This is a genomic window from Saccharothrix hoggarensis (assembly GCF_052936025.1).
Genome location: NZ_CP193624.1, coordinates 2,613,891 through 2,628,432, shown reverse-complemented (window position 1 = coordinate 2,628,432; position 14,542 = coordinate 2,613,891). Strand labels below are relative to the sequence as shown.

Genomic DNA, 14,542 nt, shown 5'->3' with positions numbered 1-14,542 from the left:
TCGGCATTTTCAAGTCAATAGCTTGTTTCGATCAGTTACGATCAGATTTATCATCTGATCTACGACAAGGAGCAGTGATGACGGCCAACGCGGGCACCAGCGCCGAACCGAGCCACGCGGGTCCGCTGTCGGCCGCCTGGGGCGCGCGGCTGGAGCCGACGGCCCTCGCCGGCCTGCTCGCGCCTCCCCCGGCCGCCCTGCCACCGGTCGGCGACCCGGACCGGTGGCCTCCGGGCGCGGCGACCAGGCTGGCCGCGGTGCTCGACCGCGCACGCGCCGACCTCGGCACGCCGTGGCCGCAGGCGACCGCCTCCCGGTACGCCCGCTACTTCCGCGACGGCGACCGGACCGCCTACGAGACGCCGATCTTCGAGCAGCAGCACCGGCTCACCCGCGCGACCCTCGCCGCCCTCGCCACGCACGACGACGACCGGCTGGACGAGGTGGCCGACGGCGTCGTGCTGCTGTGCGAACGGAGCACGTGGTGCTGGCCCGCGCACGAGGAGCACCACCGCACGCGCGGCGCGGTCGTGCCCGACCCGGACGTCCCGTACCTCGACCTCGGCGCGGGGGTCGTGGCCGGGCAGCTGGCCTGGCTCGACCACGTCGTCGGCGACCGCCTCGACTCCCGCTGGCCCGGTCTCCGCGCCCGCGTGCGCCGTGAGGTCCGCGCCCGCGTCCTCGACCCGTTCACGACCCGCCGCGACTGGCACTGGCTCGGCCTCGACGGCGACGTCCACAACTGGTGCCCGTGGGTCTGCGGCAACGTCCTGGTCGCCGCCCTGCGCCTCGTGGACGACGCGGCCGACCGCACCCGGATCGTCGCCGACGCGGTGCGCGGCATCGACCGCTACCTGGCCGCCCTCCCGGCCGACGGGTCCGTGGACGAGGGGTTCGGGTACTGGTGGGAGGGCGCGTGCCGGGCGCTCGAAGCGCTCGACGTCCTGGAGCACGCCACCGGCGGCGCGTTGTCCGCGGCGGACGTCCCCGTGGTGCGCGCGACCGTCGGCTTCCCGCGCCTGATGCACCTGGGCGGACCGTGGTTCGTGAACTTCGCCGACGCCGCCGCGCGGTCCCCCTACCGCCTGCCGTGGCACGTGCCGCAGCGGTGGGCCGGCCGCACCGGCGACCGGGACGTCGAGCAGCACGCCTCCGCCCAGCGGGCCACCGCGATCGCCGAGAACGTCGAGCTGGGACGCGCCCTCGGCGACCTGGCCACCCCGATCGCGGAGCACACCGCCGAACCGCTGGTCGGCAGCGCGTGGCTGCCCGGCACCCAGGTCGGCCTCGCGCGCCTCGCCGCCGGGTCGACCGCCGGACCGGCCCTGGTCGTCAAGGGCGGCCACAACGACGAGCACCACAACCACAACGACGTCGGCACGGTGATCGTGGCGGTCGACGGCGTGCCCGTCCTGGTCGACGCCGGCCGGCCCACGTACACCAGGCAGACCTTCGGCCCGGACCGCTACGACATCTGGACGATGCGGAGCAGCTGGCACAACGTCCCCGAGGTGCGCGGCACGGCCCAGGGCGCCGGACGCGCCCACCACGCGCGGGACGTCACCGCGGACGACGCGCCGGACCGGTTCCGCGTCCGGATGGACCTCGCGCCCGCCTACCCCGTGCCCGCGCTGCGGTCCTGGTGGCGCACCGCGACCCTCGACCGCGACCGGCGGCGCGTGACGGTCGAGGACAGCTGGGACTTCGCGGACGACCACGACGGCGAGCCGTCGGTGATCCACTACCTGATCGCGGGCGACGTCGTGCGGGACTCGCCGGGACGGCTCGTCGTGCACCCGCTCGACGGGGCCCGCGCTACCCTGCTCGCTTGGGATCCGGGCCTGGCATCGGCCACGCTGACCGTCCGCGAGCTGGACGATCCGCTGCTCCGGACCGTGTGGGGGGACGAACTGACCCGGCTGGAACTGCGCCTGCCCGACGTGGCGCGAGGAAGTGTCGTGATCACGGTGGAGGTGTCCGCATGACGACGTCGGAACCGGCCGCCATGCTGCCCTCCGAGCGGCGCGCCCGCGTCGTGGAGCTGTTGCGGCGACGCGGGACCGTGCGCGTGAGCGACCTCGCCGACGAGCTGGACGTCTCGACGATCACCGTGCGCCGCGACATCTCCCTGCTCGCCGAGCAGGGGCTGATCCGGCGCGTCCGGGGTGGCGCGACCGTCAGCGCGGCCGTGGCGGACGACGTGCCGCCGCACGCGTTCCCCGCCGAGGTGAACGGCGGCACGTCGCCCGTCGCCGAGCGCAGGCCCGAGGAGCGCGCCGGTCAGCCGACCATCGGCATGGTCGTCCCGTCGCTGGACTACTACTGGCCGGACGTGATCAAGGGCGTGCGCGAGGGCGCGGCCGAGGCGGACGTGCGGATCGTGCTGCGCGGCGCCACCTACGAGGCCGCCGACGAACGCCGCCAGCTCACCCGGCTGGTCGAGTCGGTCGGCGTCGACGGCCTGCTGGTGGCCCCGACGACCACCGGTGACGAGGGCGAGTCGCTGATGCGGTGGCTGCGGTCGGTGGACGTGCCGATCGTGCTGATCGAGCGCACGCCCGGTGAGACGCACGGCGAGTCGGTCGAGTCCGTGGTGAGCGACCACGCGCGCGGGGCCGCGATGGCCGTGCGCCACCTCGCCGACCTCGGGCACCGACGCGTCGGCCTGAGCACCACGACCACGAGCCCGACGTCGCCGCACGTCCGGCGCGGCTGGCGGGAGGCGTGCGAGCAGCTGGGACTCCCGCTCGACGGCACGCCCGACGTGCAGACCGTGGACCGGCCGGACTCGCGGTGGCCCGCCGACCTCGACGCGTTGCTGGACGCCTGCGTCGCGTCCGGCACGACGGCGCTGGTCGTCCACTCCGACCCGGAGGCGATCTCGCTGGTGGAGCGGTGCCAGGAGCGGGGCATCCGGGTGCCGGACCAGCTCGCCGTGGTCACGTACGACGACGAGGTGGCCGAGCTGTGCGACCCGCCGCTGACGGCCATCAGGCCGCCGAAGTCCGCCGTCGGGCGGGCCGCGGTGAACCTGCTCGCCGCCCGGCTGAACGACCCGGACCCGCACCGGCCCGCGCACCGCGTCGTGATCGAGCCCCGGCTGATCGTGCGGTCGTCGTCCTGACGTCGCCGTGAGCCGGGCGCCCGGTGGCGCCCGGCTCACGACGTGCGGGCGTCAGGCGGCCTGGGCCTGGTTGTAGAGGTTCTGGGCGTCCGTGCCGAAGTACGGGCCGAACATCCAGTTCGGGAAGAAATTGATCTTGTAGCTGTTCACGGAGTTGACCGTGCCGGTTCCGGTGGCCTCGGAGAACGTCCGGAACCACGGGCCGCCGCTGGCGCCGCCGGTCATGTCGCACGTCATGCCGATGCCGTTGCTGACGAGCGCGTTGAACGTCCGCCCGCTGCAGTAGACGAGCCTGGTCCCGTCGTACGGCGCGGCGGCGGGGTAGCCGAAGGCGTAAGTGTTGTCCGCGCGCGGCAGGTTGAACGCGATGCCCTGCGCGCCCACGACGTCGGTGAGGTACCGGCCGTTGAGCTGGCCGACGACGATGGCGCCGATGTCGTAGTTGATGTCCTCGGACGCGTGCCACTGCGGCGTGGCGAAGGTGGCGCGCGCGTTCCACGTGCCGTACGGCGCGTTCCCGTTGTCGTAGGCCGGGACGAAGGCGACGTTGGTGTGGTACGCGCCGTCGAGCTTCACGCAGTGCCCGGCGGTGACGACGGTGCTCTTGTTGCCGCTGGTGACGGCGTTGCCGCTGCACGAGGCGTTGCGGCCCTGGTAGGTGAAGAACACGCGGCCCGCGGTCGCCACGACGGCGCCGCCGCCGGTCCACGCGCTGCCGCCGTTGGGGAAGGCCAGCGGCGAGACGGTGGTGGGCTCGCCGGTCGGGACGGTGGCGCGCAGCGCCGAGGCGGTCGTGGTGCGGAGGTCGAGCGGGACGGCGGCGCGCATCCGTTCCGGCGTCCAGTACGTGGCGGGCGCCGTGGCGTGCGCCGCCGGGACGGCGACCAGGGACAGGGCCAGCGCGCTCGCCAGGGTGATCAGTCGTTTCACGGCACGGTTCATGATCTTCCACCTCTCGTGGGTCGATCAACGGCAGGGACCGTGAGGTGGAAGTTACTCAGCGCGAGGCCCCGGCGTTTCCGGCGAACGGGTGAGAAGTCTTCGCGTTCGGACCCTGACGCGGTGTGCCCGGACGACGCCGGGCGTGGTCGAATCGGGTATGCCGTTCACCGCCTCGCACATCGCGGCCGTCATCCCGCTGTCACGTCGGCCGCTCGTGCCGTCCGCGCTGGTCGCCGGTTCCATGGCGCCCGACCTGCCGTACTTCGTGCTGCTGTACCCCGGCGGCAGCGAGTACACGCACACCTGGTGGGGCATGGCGGTGGTGGACGTCCCGATCGCGCTGCTCGCGTTGCTGGTCTACCGCGTGCTGCTGCTCGAACCGGCGGTCGCCCTCCTGCCCGACGCCGCCCGGTCGCGCGTCGCCTGGCTGCCCGCGCCCCGGTTCGGCGTCGCGATGGTCGTCTCCGCGCTGATCGGCGCCGCGACCCACCTCTTCTTCGACGGCTTCACGCATGAGCATCACTGGGGCGCGGAGCTCTTCCCCGCGCTGCACCACGAGATCCTGTCCGTGCCCGTGTACATCTGGGCGCAAGCGACGAGCACGCTCCTCGGCGCTCTCATCGTCGCGGTGTGGAGCGTGCGCAAGCTGTCCCGGATGCCACGCCGACCGGTGCCCGCGCGGTTCGCGCCGCCGCGACGGCCGGCGCTCGTCCGCGCGCTGGTGGCGTTGTGCACGGTGGTGTTCATGGCGTCGACCCTGCGAGGTTACGTGGTCGAGGACGTGCTCGCCGGCGTGTCGATCACGGCGGTCACGGGGACGTTGACCGGGCTGGCGCTGTACGGGTTGTGGCGGCGGGCGCGCCGCCGGAACGGCGCGGAGGACCGGACGGCCGCGGAAGCCGCCGACGCGTCCCGGAGTTAGCGCGCGCCGGGCGCGATCCCGCTGTCACAGCACGGAAAGCGACCCCGAGGACGGCGTGCCGTCACCTCAGGAGTCCTTCGACCACCTCGACCGCGGCCTGTGCCCCGCGCTCCGCGCGGACGTCGCGGCCCAGCGCCTTCGCCCGGTCGCGCAGCGCCGGATCGCCGGTCGCCCGCCGCACCGCGTCGGCCAACCCGGCGGCGGTGAGGCGCTGTTGCCGCACGGGCTCCGGCGCGACACCCGCCTGGTGGACGAGCCGCGCCCAGTGGGGCTGGTCGGCGACGAACGGGCACACGACCTGCGGCGTGCCCGAGGCCAGCGCGGCGGCGGTCGTGCCGGCGCCCCCGTGGTGCACGACGGCGCTGGTGCGCGGGAACAGCCAGTCGTGCGGCGCCTGGTCGATGACGAGCACGTCGCGCGACGACGGCCCGGTGGCGATGCCACCCCAGCCCGTGGCCAGCACCGCCCGCACCCCGGCCTCCCGGACGGCCTCGGTGACGAGCGCGCCGAGGCGGGCGGTGTCGCGACCGGCCATGCTGCCGAACCCGACGTAGACCGGCGGCGGGCCGTCGTCGAGGAAGGCGGCCAGCTCGGGCGGCGGCGACCACGACGCCGACGCGGGCAGGTACCAGAAACCCGTGGTGCGCACGGTGTCCGGCCAGTCCGGCGCGACCGGGGACACCGACGGGCTGAACGCCTGCACGACGGTGCGGGGACGGCCCTCCTCGTCGCGCAACAGGTCGTGGCTGCCTCGACGGCGCGGCAACCCGAGGTCCTCGGTGCGCCAGGCCGTGGCGATCCCGGCGTACGCGCGCAGGGTGGCGCCCACCGTCAGGTAGGTGGCGCGGTTCAACGCCCGCGGCACGCGCGGGAGCGGCACCAGGGGGCACGGGAACGCCGACGTGGGAACCCAACCCGGTTGCAGCGCCGCGAGGACCGCCGGGACGCCGAGCATCTCGGCGACGTGGTGCGCGGGCAGGGTCGGCGAGTGCACCACGACGTCCGGCCGGTGCGCGCGGGCCGCGACGCCGACGTCGCGCAGCACGGCGGCCATCAGCGGCTTGATCCGGCTCATCGTGCGCAGCGCCGTGACCTTGCCCCGGACGCCGCGGTAGCCGCCGTCGATCGCCTCCTCGACCACCGGGTCGTCCAGCAACCGGTTCGGCCCGTCGTCCAGCGCCGCGAACTCGACGTCACGCTCGCGCGCCGCCGGCTCGGAGGAGGCGGGCGCGGCCAGCACCGCGTCGTGGCCGGCCGCGCGCAGCGCCAGGGCGAGGGCCAGGAACGGCTGCACGTCACCCTGGGTGCCGTGCGTGACCAGCAGCGCTTTCACGACACCTCGCGCTGGGCGGCGGTGAACGCGGTGAGCCACCGCTCGTCGGTGAACAACCCGTGGGTCAGCATCTCCAGCCCGGCACGGGCGCCGCGCACGGCCACGGACGTCTCCGCCGGGTCGCCGCCCAGCGCCTCGCCCACCAGGTCTCCCAGCACCAGCGGCGCGAGCAGCCACGACACGTACGTCACCGCCCGCGCCCGCTCGTCCGCCGCCGGGCGCACCGCGCCCTCGGCCTCCCGTTCCGCCAGCCAGCGGCGCGTGGACTCCACGATCCCGGCGAACAGCGCCCGCGCCTCGTCCGTGGCCTCGACCAGCGCGCGGCCGAGGTAGCGGCGCACCGGTGTCGCGGCGCGCAACGACTCCACCAGCCCGGAGACGTCGCTGTCGCCACCGCCGGATCGGATCAGGGCCAGCACGTGCTCGTCGCACGCCCGCCGCAGGCCCTCCTTGGACTCGAAGTGGTGCAGCACCAGGGCCGGGGACACGCCGGCGTCGGCGGCGACCGCCCGCACCGACGTGCCCGCCACGCCGTCGAGCCCGAACCGCGCCAGGGCCGCGTCCCGGATGCGCGCCCTGGCGGTCATGTCGTCGACTGAACGCATGGTCAGTAGACTGATCAAACGTTCAGTCGTTGTCAACCCGGTCGTCGGCGCGCACGAGGTTGAACGCCGAGCGGGGGTCGAGCCCGCCGAACAACAGGGAGATCATGACCGCGGCCATGCCCTCGAGGTGGTGGGCGTGCCGGAGCCCGCCGACCGGCAACGGCTCGCAGCCGGTGTCGCGGATCAGGCGGGAGGCCAGGTCCAGCGCCACCGGGTCGTCGCCGCAGTGGGGCACGACCAGGCGGCGGCCGTCGAACTCCGGTGGGTCCATCTCCCACACCCGCGCGTGGCACAGGTTGAACGCCTTGACGACGTGCCCGCCGGTCACGTGCGCGATGTGCTGCGCCATCGACACGCCCGGTTCCGTGACGAGCGTGAAGTTCCCGACCTCGACCGGGTTGGTGCAGTCGAGCACCGGCTTGCCGCGCACCGCGTCGCCGATCGCGGCGAGCGTGGCCGGCACCCCCTGGTAGAGGACCGCGAGCAACGCCACGTCGCCGAACTCCGCGGCCTCGCGGAAGGTTCCGCTGCGGGCGCCCCACTTGCGGGCCAGCGCCCGCGCCTTCGCCTCCGTGCGGCCGGCGACCATCACCTCGTGGCCCGCCTCGACCCACCGGGTGCCCAACACGTCCGCCATCGACCCTGCGCCAAGAACACCGATTCTCACGACGGCGACGGTAGGAGGCCGTGGGGAACCGGCGGGTTCCCCACGGATCAGCCGCGGACCGGCTCCTCGACGGGATCGCCGGCGGGGTTATCGGCAGGGTCATCGGCGGGGTCGCCGGCGAGTTCGTCGGCGTGCTCCTCGGCCCACCGGGCGAGCGCCGAGACCGGTCCGAGCAGGCTCCGCCCGAGCGGCGTGAGGCGGTACTCCACCCCAGGCGGCGCGGTGCCGAGCCTCCGCCGCGCCACCAGCCCGTTGGCCTCCAGCTTGCGCAACGTCTGCGTCAGCACCTTCTTGCTGATCCCGCCGATGCGGTCGAGCAAATCGTTGTGGCGCAGGGGTCCCGGCCCCAACCCGAACACCACGACCACGGCCCAGGTGTCGGCCACCAGCCGCAACGTCGTGCGGGCCGGGCAGTCGGCCAGGAACACGTCCGAGTCGCTCATCCGCCCCCGCCCCCGCGATACGACACCCGCCGATTGAAGCAGGGACCGCGCCGCGGCGTCAGGCCGGGCGGGAGCGGAACGTCTTGCGGTACGCGTGCGGTGACGTGCCGACGATCCGGCCGAAGTGGTGGCGCAGGGTGTTGGCCGCGCCGAACCCGGTCTCCCGCGCCACCTGCTCCACCGGGAGGTCGGTGGTCTCCAGCAGCTGCTGGGCGCGCCGAACCCGCGCGGCGAGCAGCCACCGCATGGGCGCGCTGCCCACCTCCTGCCGGAACCGGCGGCTGAGGCTGCGCTCGCTCACGCCCGCGTGCCGGGCGATCGCGCCGAGCGTCAGCGGTTCCCGGAGGTTCGCCTCCAGCCACGCCAGGGTGGGCTGCAGCGAGGCGTCGGTGTCCGGCGGGTCGGCGTGGCGGAGGAACTGCGCCTGGCCGCCGTCGCGCTGGGGCGGCATCACGATCAGGCGGGCGACCTCGGCGGCGAACGCGGCGCCGTGGTCACGGCGCAGCAGGTGCAGGCACAGGTCGAGCCCGGCCGCCACGCCCGCCGACGTGAGCACGGCCCCCTCGTCGACGAACAGCACCGAGGCGTCCACCTCGACGTCGGGGTGCCGGCGCGCCAGCTCGGGCGCGTACTTCCAGTGCGTGGTGGCGCGCTTGCCGGCCAGCAGGCCGGTGCGGGCCAGGTCGAACGCCCCGGTGCAGATCGACGCGACCCGCGCGCCCCCGGCCGCGGCGGCGCGCACGGCGTCCAGCGCCGCGGACGGCGGGTCGTGGCGGAAGCCGGCTCGCGCCGGGAGGAACACGGTGTCGGCGCGTTCCAGCGCGTCCAGCCCCCACGGCGTGCGGAACGCGAGGCCGCCCGCCTCGGCGTCGACCGGGTCGGCGGCTGCGCCGAGCGTGCAGACCCGCACCTCGTACCGCTGGTCGCCCGCCACGGCGAGCGCCGTGCCGAAGACCAGGCACGGGATCGTCAGCTCGAACCCCAGGACACCGTCGAGCGCCAGCACCGCGACCACGGACATGGCGAGATCTTAGCGGTGATGGGCGTTCTGGACACTGGTTCGGCGTGCGGCCGCCGGAGACGATCACCGGGTTCCACCCGACGACCGCCCGACCCGCTGGAGGGGCCCATGTCCACGCCACACGAGGAGTTCGACCTGCCCGGGACGGACCTCGCCCGCGCCGCCTACCGGCTGGCGGAGGAGTCCGAGGAGGCGTACCTGTTCAACCACAGCGTGCGGACCTACCTCTTCGCCCGCGGCATCGGCCACGACCAGGGCCTCCGGCCCGACGAGGACTACGACGACGAGCTGCTGTTCCTGGGCTGCGTCCTGCACGACCTCGGGCTGACCGAGGACGGCGAGGGCGGCCAGCGGTTCGAGGTGGCCGGCGCCGACGCCGCCGCCCGGTTCCTGCGCGGCCACGGCGTGGCGGAGGACCGCGTCGAGGTCGTCTGGGACGCGATCGCGCTGCACACCAGCCCCGGCATCGCGGGCCGCAAGCGACCGGAGATCGCGCTGGTGCACCTGGGTTCCGGGGCCGACGTCCTCGGGCTCTCCGTCGACCGCCTGCCCGCTTCGCTGGTGCACGCGGCGCGGCGCCGGCTGCCCCGGCTCGACCTCACCGAGGCGATCACCGCCGCCATCGTGGAGGACGCGAAGGCGGACCCGCGCAAGGCCCCGCCGCTGACGTTCCCGTCCCTGCTCGTCGCCGAGTACGCGCCCGAGCACGCCGGGCCGACGTGGCGGCAGCTCACCGCGACGCCGGACCCCGTGGGCTGACCCCTGGACTACCCTCGGGGTGGTCGGGAGGTGAGGCGCGTGACGGAGGAAGAGCTGGTCGTCGAGTTCGCGCTGGCCCGCCTCGACAACCCGGCCCTCGACCTGGAAGAGGTCGCCGCGCTCGTCGTCCGGAGGCTCGGCGAGGACCGCATGCTGGAGTTCGCCTCCCGCAACCTCGCCACGCGCGGAGAGCTGCGGGGCGCGGTGTTCCCGTCCGCCGTCGAACACGTGCTGCGGGTCGTCCTGACCCTGCGCGACCCACTCGACTAGGTCGCCGTCGGCGCGGTCAGTCGTCGTGGGCGCTCAGCAGGGGCCCGAGGCGGGCGAGGCGTTCGGCCAGGCGGCCGAGGTCGACGGCGGGCTTCTGCAACTCCTCGTCCACGACCTGGCGGACGAGCCCCACCAGGTACTCGATGTTCACCTCGTGGCGGGTGGTGAGGGGGTCGGGGCCGAGGTGCCGCAGCGCGAAGTCGGTCAGGCGACGCCGGGCGCGCAGCACCGCCCCGCGCAGGTCCGGGTCGGCGGTCGTCCCCCAGTCGCACCAGTACAGCCGGGCCTGGTCCGGGTGGTCGGCCAGCCAGGCGACGACCGAGGCGACCACGGCGGCGAAGCGCTCTTCGCACCCGCCGCGACCGTGGCCGGCCCGGTCGAAGCGGCGGTGGAGGTCGTCCACCGCCCGGATGAACACCGCGACCGCGTCGTCGCGCACCACTTCCCGCATTCGGCACACACCAGGTAGAAGGTCCACTAGCATCAGGCGGTCCAGCCTGAGCCGATCACGACCAGTCAACGAGGAACGTGGGCAGCAAGTCACGGAAACCGCACCAGCTACCGCCCGGAAGGCACGGCCTCAGCAGCGACTTCGTGGCGGGCAACCAGCGCGACCGCATCCTGGCGGCGCTGGCGGGCGCGGTGAGTGAGCACGGCTACGCCAACACCTCGGTCGACTCGATCATCAAGCTCGCGGGCGTCTCGCGCCGCACGTTCTACGAGCACCACTCCAGCAAGGAAGACGCGTTCCTGGCCGCGTTCGACAGCGCCGTCGGGCGCATCACCGCCGCCGTGGTCCGCGCCTACAGCGGGCACGACGACTTCGTTGAGGCGACGCGCGCCGCGCTGGAGGTCTGCCTGCGGGTGCTGGCCGAGGACCCCGCCGTCACGCGCATGGTGATCGTCGAGGTGCTGTCCGCCGGGCCGGAGGCGCTGCAACGGCGCCGCGAGGTGCTCAGCGCGTTGACCGACCGGATCGTCCACGCGTCCCAGGGGCTCCCGGAGACACCGATCGGGCCGCAGCTGACCGCCGAGACGATCGTCGGCGCGGTGCTCCAGGTGATCTACAACCGGGTGTCGCGCGGCGAGGCGGACCGCCTGCCCGACCTGCTGCCGGACCTGCTCTACAACGTGCTCGTGCCGTTCCTGGGGCACCAGCGGGCCGCCGACGAACGGGCGAAGTCGCTCCCGAAGTCCGTTTCCTAGCCATTGGCGGAAACCCGCCTACTCCGTGCGACCACTCGCTTCGCGCGGCCACCGGTTCGGCCCAACCGGTTGACCGAACGGCCCCGTCGACGAATGATTCCGCCATGCCCTCGGTAATCATCCCCGACTTTCCTTGACAATTTAGAAACACGACTGTTTCTATATGAGCCCCTGCACCCCTACGGGGATGAGGAAAGGAGATGTTCGTGAAGAGGATTGCCACCATCGGGCTGACCGGTCTTTCCCTGCTCGCCTCGTTCACCCTGATCGCACCGACGGCGGGAGCCGCCGGCACGACGATCCGGAGCGATTCCGCGACGGGCGCGGCCTACTCGGGCAACATCAAGGGAACCCTGATCTCGTCCACCGTGCGGTTCGCCAGTTCCGCGGGCAACGCCACGTGCAACCGCTCCACCATGACGGGGTCGGTGAGGTCGGACGGCACCGCCGCGAGCCTCTCCGCCGCCTCCTTCAGCGACTCCAGCGCGACCAACGGGTCGTGCCCCAACGACCAGGGCGGCCGGACCACCATCACGCCGGCCACCCTGCCGTGGAGCGGCGGCAACGTCACCTACGCGCCGCAGGCGGGCGGCCGTGACGGCACCATCACGCTGAACAACGTCTCGGCGAAGGTGGACTCCTCCAACTGGATGGGCATCCGGATCACCTGCTACTTCGTCGGCGCGGGCGCGAACAACAGCGTCACGGGCAGCGTCTACAACAAGGACAACGCCAACCGCCCGGTCACGTCGGTCGCGGACGCGCAGGCGTCGCTGTCCGGCGCGAGCCTGCGGCTGACCAGCGGCAGCTCGACGTGCCCGAGCACCGCCACGCTCACCGGCGCCTACAAGCTGCTGGGCGAGAAGCAGGCCGGGTCGGGCGCCTTCGACCAGACCCTCCACATCACCTCCTGAGCGACGGGAGCGGCCGGCGGTCGTCCTCCGGGACGGCCGTCCGCCGCGCGTCCACGTCACTGGTAGCTGCGCAGCACCGTCCTCATCAGGATCAGCGTGCCGAGCGCGATCGAGCCGCCCACCCCGCCGACCACCCACGCCCGGAAGCTGCCGGGCACCAGCACCAGCACTCCCCCGAGCGCCGCCAGCACCAGGAACAGGACGAACCCGAGGCTCAGCAGGAGCCGGTTCGCCCGCCTGGTGCGCTCGTCGCTCGCCAGCACGTAGTGCACGAGGTGCACCAGGGCGGTGTTGTTGGTGCGCCGCATGGGCGTCAGCTTGCCCATGTTGACGACGATGTCCCGCTCGTCGTCCACGCGCGCCGGCGGCGGTTCGGCCGGTGGTTCCAGCGCCGCGACCCGCGCCTCCCCGGTCGGGTCCCCGGCCTTCGACCGGCTCGGCGCGGACGGGCCGGCGGCGGACTGGCGCTGCTTCAGCTCGCGCAGGCGGTCCATGACGATGTCCGTGTGCATCGGCGAGAGGTTGCACGCCCGGAGGAAGGCGACGACCTGGTCCGGCTTGTTCGGCAACGCCGTGCGCTTGGCGTCGACCAGGGCGTACGCCTGGCTGCGCGGGATGCCCGCCTTGACCGCGATCTGGCCGCAGCTGAACCCCGCCTCCCGGCGGATGCGGTTGAGCATCGAGCGGAACTCCGTCGAGGACTCGGCCCGGAGCAGGGACCGCTGCACGGTCAGGTACTTCCCCGTGGCCACTACCGCCGCCCCACCGGCTCACTCACGCTCACCGCGCTCGTGGGGTCCAGCGGCGCGGAGGCCGGCGCGCCGCCGAGCGCGACCAGCAGCGCGGCGACCCGGCGGGCGCACCTCGGCGCGGACAGCGCCACGGTGAACAGCCCGAGCGCGGCGGCGGAGGTGGCGACGGCGGCGGGCACCGAGTAGTGCTCGTAGCGGGTCAGGTACCAGGCGGCGGCGAACGCCAGGCCGAGCACCGGGACGTCGGCCCAGGCGAACCGGCCGCCCGGTTGGTTGCGATCGCGGGGGTGCACGCGAAGCCCTTCTGTGGAGACCACTCGGTGTTCCCGCGAATGCGCGGGAACACGGCGGTTTTCTTTCGGTAGCGGTTGAGCTCTCGGCCTGCGGATGCCACTCGGACGGCTGGAGACCGCCGGATCGTGGACATCCAATCGGGTGACAAGCCGGATTTGACCACAACGCGCGAGTGGTGACCAGAGGCGAGATCACGATGCGTGTCCATCCGGACAGCGCGTGTCCACGCGAACGAAAGCCCCGGACGACAACGCGCCGTCCGGGGCTCGACGTTGGTGGCGGAACCCGTCTCCAGCGGGAACCGCCGAAACCCCGCGCTCAACCGCTACCGGCAGAAGGGCCAGGGTGCGCCGGCCGACGTGAATCGGCCCCGCACCGAGTCATCATAGGATCAACGCATGTGACCCGGACCACACATAGATGGTGAGCCGGAAAAGCGCCTCTGAACTGGGTCATTCCATTCGGTAGAGCGTCAAGAGACGTCTATGGACACCGGGCTGAACGGGAGTGGACAGGATCTCTCCGCCGACCCGCCGCGACTCCGGCCGAACGGCCGTGCCGCCCGCCTCCGCGTCAGACGCTGCGCAGCACCGAGACGACCGTGCCGAGCACCACGGCCCGGTCGCCGTCGATCACGTCGTAGGCCGGGTTGCGGGGTTCGAGGTACACGTGGCCGTTGCGGCGGCGGTACACCTTGACGGTGGCCTCGCCGTCGATCATCGCGGCGACGATCTGGCCGGAGTGCGCCTCGGGCTGCTGCCGCACCACGACGATGTCGCCGTCGCAGATCGCGGCGTCCACCATCGAGTCGCCGCGCACGCGCAGGCCGAACACGGTGCCGCGCCCGGTGAGCCCGCGGGGCAGCGTGAGCACGTCGTCCACGTGCTCGTCGGCCGCGATGGGGCTGCCCGCGGCGATGTGGCCGACCACCGGGACGGACACCGAGTCGTCGCCGGACCCGTGCGCCGACGGCTCCCGGAGGAACAGGCGCACGTCGATCGGCCGCGACATCGAGCCGCCGCGCCGCAGGAAACCCTTCTCCTCCAGGCTCGCCAGGTGCTTCGACACCGACGACGAGGAGCGCAGGCCGACCGCGTCGCCGATCTCGCGCGTGCTCGGCGAGTACCCGTGCCTCATCACCCAGTCGCGGATCGCGGCGAGGATGCGCTGCTGCCGCGGCGGCAGCGCCGAGGTGTCCAGGTGCTCGAACGCGTCAAGATCGTCGTAGGCGGTCATCCGCGGAATGATAGGGCCGGTGACCGGACCGGTCGCGCCCGGTGACCGCCGGAC

17 protein-coding genes are annotated in these 14,542 nt (G+C 73.4%); 7 read left to right on the top strand and 10 right to left on the bottom strand.

What is annotated here, in order from left to right; translation table 11 throughout:
- Positions 1 to 77: 77 nt before the first annotated feature.
- Together ACRAKH_RS12555 and ACRAKH_RS12550 are read left to right on the top strand one after the other, a co-directional pair.
- Complete coding sequence (locus tag ACRAKH_RS12555) at positions 78 to 1,985, top strand: heparinase II/III domain-containing protein (protein WP_447009828.1); 1,908 nt, start codon at positions 78 to 80, stop codon at positions 1,983 to 1,985.
- A complete protein-coding gene (locus ACRAKH_RS12550; protein WP_380727004.1) occupies positions 1,982 to 3,124 on the top strand; it encodes a substrate-binding domain-containing protein in 1,143 nt (380 codons plus the stop codon). The genes ACRAKH_RS12555 and ACRAKH_RS12550 overlap by 4 nt, the downstream gene beginning before the upstream one ends.
- Positions 3,125 to 3,175: 51 nt before the next feature.
- On the opposite strand, the gene ACRAKH_RS12545 is transcribed toward ACRAKH_RS12550, so the two are convergent.
- Complete coding sequence (locus ACRAKH_RS12545) at positions 3,176 to 4,066, bottom strand: trypsin-like serine peptidase (protein ID WP_380727006.1); 891 nt, start codon at positions 4,064 to 4,066, stop codon at positions 3,176 to 3,178.
- A 142-nt stretch (positions 4,067 to 4,208) separates the two neighbouring features.
- Here ACRAKH_RS12545 and ACRAKH_RS12540 point away from each other — a divergent pair, with 142 nt between their 5' ends.
- Entirely contained in the window at positions 4,209 to 4,988 is a 780-nt protein-coding gene (locus ACRAKH_RS12540; RefSeq protein ID WP_380727008.1) for a DUF4184 family protein, read from the top strand.
- 61 nt (positions 4,989 to 5,049) lie between these two features.
- On the opposite strand, the gene ACRAKH_RS12535 is transcribed toward ACRAKH_RS12540, so the two are convergent.
- Genes ACRAKH_RS12535 through ACRAKH_RS12515 form a run of 5 tightly spaced genes read right to left on the bottom strand, consistent with a single transcriptional unit; the run spans position 5,050 to position 9,057 of the window.
- Entirely contained in the window at positions 5,050 to 6,321 is a 1,272-nt protein-coding gene (locus ACRAKH_RS12535; protein ID WP_447009827.1) for a glycosyltransferase, read from the bottom strand.
- The gene (locus ACRAKH_RS12530; RefSeq protein WP_380730258.1) at positions 6,318 to 6,926 is read right to left on the bottom strand and encodes a TetR/AcrR family transcriptional regulator; all 609 of its coding nucleotides are present in this window, start codon (positions 6,924 to 6,926) and stop codon (positions 6,318 to 6,320) included. The genes ACRAKH_RS12535 and ACRAKH_RS12530 overlap by 4 nt, the downstream gene beginning before the upstream one ends.
- Positions 6,927 to 6,948: 22 nt before the next feature.
- Positions 6,949 to 7,593, bottom strand: coding sequence for an NADPH-dependent F420 reductase (locus ACRAKH_RS12525; RefSeq protein ID WP_380730256.1), 645 nt, complete (start codon positions 7,591 to 7,593; stop codon positions 6,949 to 6,951).
- Positions 7,594 to 7,640: 47 nt separating this feature from the next.
- Complete coding sequence (locus ACRAKH_RS12520; RefSeq protein WP_380730254.1) at positions 7,641 to 8,036, bottom strand: winged helix-turn-helix transcriptional regulator; 396 nt, start codon at positions 8,034 to 8,036, stop codon at positions 7,641 to 7,643.
- A gap of 58 nt (positions 8,037 to 8,094) precedes the next feature.
- Entirely contained in the window at positions 8,095 to 9,057 is a 963-nt protein-coding gene (locus tag ACRAKH_RS12515) for a GlxA family transcriptional regulator (RefSeq protein WP_447009826.1), read from the bottom strand.
- Between the two features lie 108 nt (positions 9,058 to 9,165).
- Here ACRAKH_RS12515 and ACRAKH_RS12510 point away from each other — a divergent pair, with 108 nt between their 5' ends.
- Both ACRAKH_RS12510 and ACRAKH_RS12505 read left to right on the top strand, forming a co-directional pair.
- Positions 9,166 to 9,816 (top strand): HD domain-containing protein, encoded by a 651-nt coding sequence (locus ACRAKH_RS12510; RefSeq protein ID WP_380724706.1) that lies wholly within the window; start codon positions 9,166 to 9,168, stop codon positions 9,814 to 9,816.
- 39 nt (positions 9,817 to 9,855) lie between these two features.
- Complete coding sequence (locus tag ACRAKH_RS12505; RefSeq protein WP_380724707.1) at positions 9,856 to 10,086, top strand: hypothetical protein; 231 nt, start codon at positions 9,856 to 9,858, stop codon at positions 10,084 to 10,086.
- A gap of 16 nt (positions 10,087 to 10,102) precedes the next feature.
- Here the strand turns inward: ACRAKH_RS12505 and ACRAKH_RS12500 are convergent, their stop codons facing one another.
- Entirely contained in the window at positions 10,103 to 10,537 is a 435-nt protein-coding gene (locus tag ACRAKH_RS12500) for a hypothetical protein (RefSeq protein WP_380724708.1), read from the bottom strand.
- Between the two features lie 77 nt (positions 10,538 to 10,614).
- Here ACRAKH_RS12500 and ACRAKH_RS12495 point away from each other — a divergent pair, with 77 nt between their 5' ends.
- Together ACRAKH_RS12495 and ACRAKH_RS12490 are read left to right on the top strand one after the other, a co-directional pair.
- On the top strand, positions 10,615 to 11,292 hold the full coding sequence (locus ACRAKH_RS12495) for a TetR/AcrR family transcriptional regulator (protein ID WP_447009825.1): 678 nt from the start codon (positions 10,615 to 10,617) through the stop codon (positions 11,290 to 11,292).
- Between the two features lie 206 nt (positions 11,293 to 11,498).
- The gene (locus ACRAKH_RS12490) at positions 11,499 to 12,206 is read left to right on the top strand and encodes a hypothetical protein (protein WP_380724710.1); all 708 of its coding nucleotides are present in this window, start codon (positions 11,499 to 11,501) and stop codon (positions 12,204 to 12,206) included.
- Between the two features lie 56 nt (positions 12,207 to 12,262).
- On the opposite strand, the gene ACRAKH_RS12485 is transcribed toward ACRAKH_RS12490, so the two are convergent.
- The 3 genes from ACRAKH_RS12485 to lexA form a co-directional block, all read right to left on the bottom strand.
- Complete coding sequence (locus ACRAKH_RS12485) at positions 12,263 to 12,958, bottom strand: hypothetical protein (RefSeq protein ID WP_380724711.1); 696 nt, start codon at positions 12,956 to 12,958, stop codon at positions 12,263 to 12,265.
- Complete coding sequence (locus ACRAKH_RS12480) at positions 12,958 to 13,251, bottom strand: hypothetical protein (RefSeq protein ID WP_380724712.1); 294 nt, start codon at positions 13,249 to 13,251, stop codon at positions 12,958 to 12,960. Before ACRAKH_RS12480 ends, ACRAKH_RS12485 begins: the two co-directional genes overlap by 1 nt.
- Positions 13,252 to 13,825: 574 nt before the next feature.
- On the bottom strand, positions 13,826 to 14,488 hold the full coding sequence (lexA, locus tag ACRAKH_RS12475) for a transcriptional repressor LexA (protein WP_380724713.1): 663 nt from the start codon (positions 14,486 to 14,488) through the stop codon (positions 13,826 to 13,828).
- Positions 14,489 to 14,542 lie beyond the last annotated feature (54 nt).

What these genes read in the sequence shown, in the direction of transcription:
- ACRAKH_RS12545 (WP_380727006.1), bottom strand. Translation starts at nt 4,066, where the DNA reads ATGAACCGTGCCGTGAAACGACTGATCACCCTGGCGAGCGCGCTGGCC.
- ACRAKH_RS12555 (WP_447009828.1), top strand. Translation starts at nt 78, where the DNA reads ATGACGGCCAACGCGGGCACCAGCGCCGAACCGAGCCACGCGGGTCCG.
- lexA (WP_380724713.1), bottom strand. Translation starts at nt 14,488, where the DNA reads ATGACCGCCTACGACGATCTTGACGCGTTCGAGCACCTGGACACCTCG.
- ACRAKH_RS12520 (WP_380730254.1), bottom strand. Translation starts at nt 8,036, where the DNA reads ATGAGCGACTCGGACGTGTTCCTGGCCGACTGCCCGGCCCGCACGACG.
- ACRAKH_RS12515 (WP_447009826.1), bottom strand. Translation starts at nt 9,057, where the DNA reads ATGTCCGTGGTCGCGGTGCTGGCGCTCGACGGTGTCCTGGGGTTCGAG.
- ACRAKH_RS12550 (WP_380727004.1), top strand. Translation starts at nt 1,982, where the DNA reads ATGACGACGTCGGAACCGGCCGCCATGCTGCCCTCCGAGCGGCGCGCC.
- ACRAKH_RS12530 (WP_380730258.1), bottom strand. Translation starts at nt 6,926, where the DNA reads ATGCGTTCAGTCGACGACATGACCGCCAGGGCGCGCATCCGGGACGCG.
- ACRAKH_RS12500 (WP_380724708.1), bottom strand. Translation starts at nt 10,537, where the DNA reads ATGCGGGAAGTGGTGCGCGACGACGCGGTCGCGGTGTTCATCCGGGCG.
- ACRAKH_RS12510 (WP_380724706.1), top strand. Translation starts at nt 9,166, where the DNA reads ATGTCCACGCCACACGAGGAGTTCGACCTGCCCGGGACGGACCTCGCC.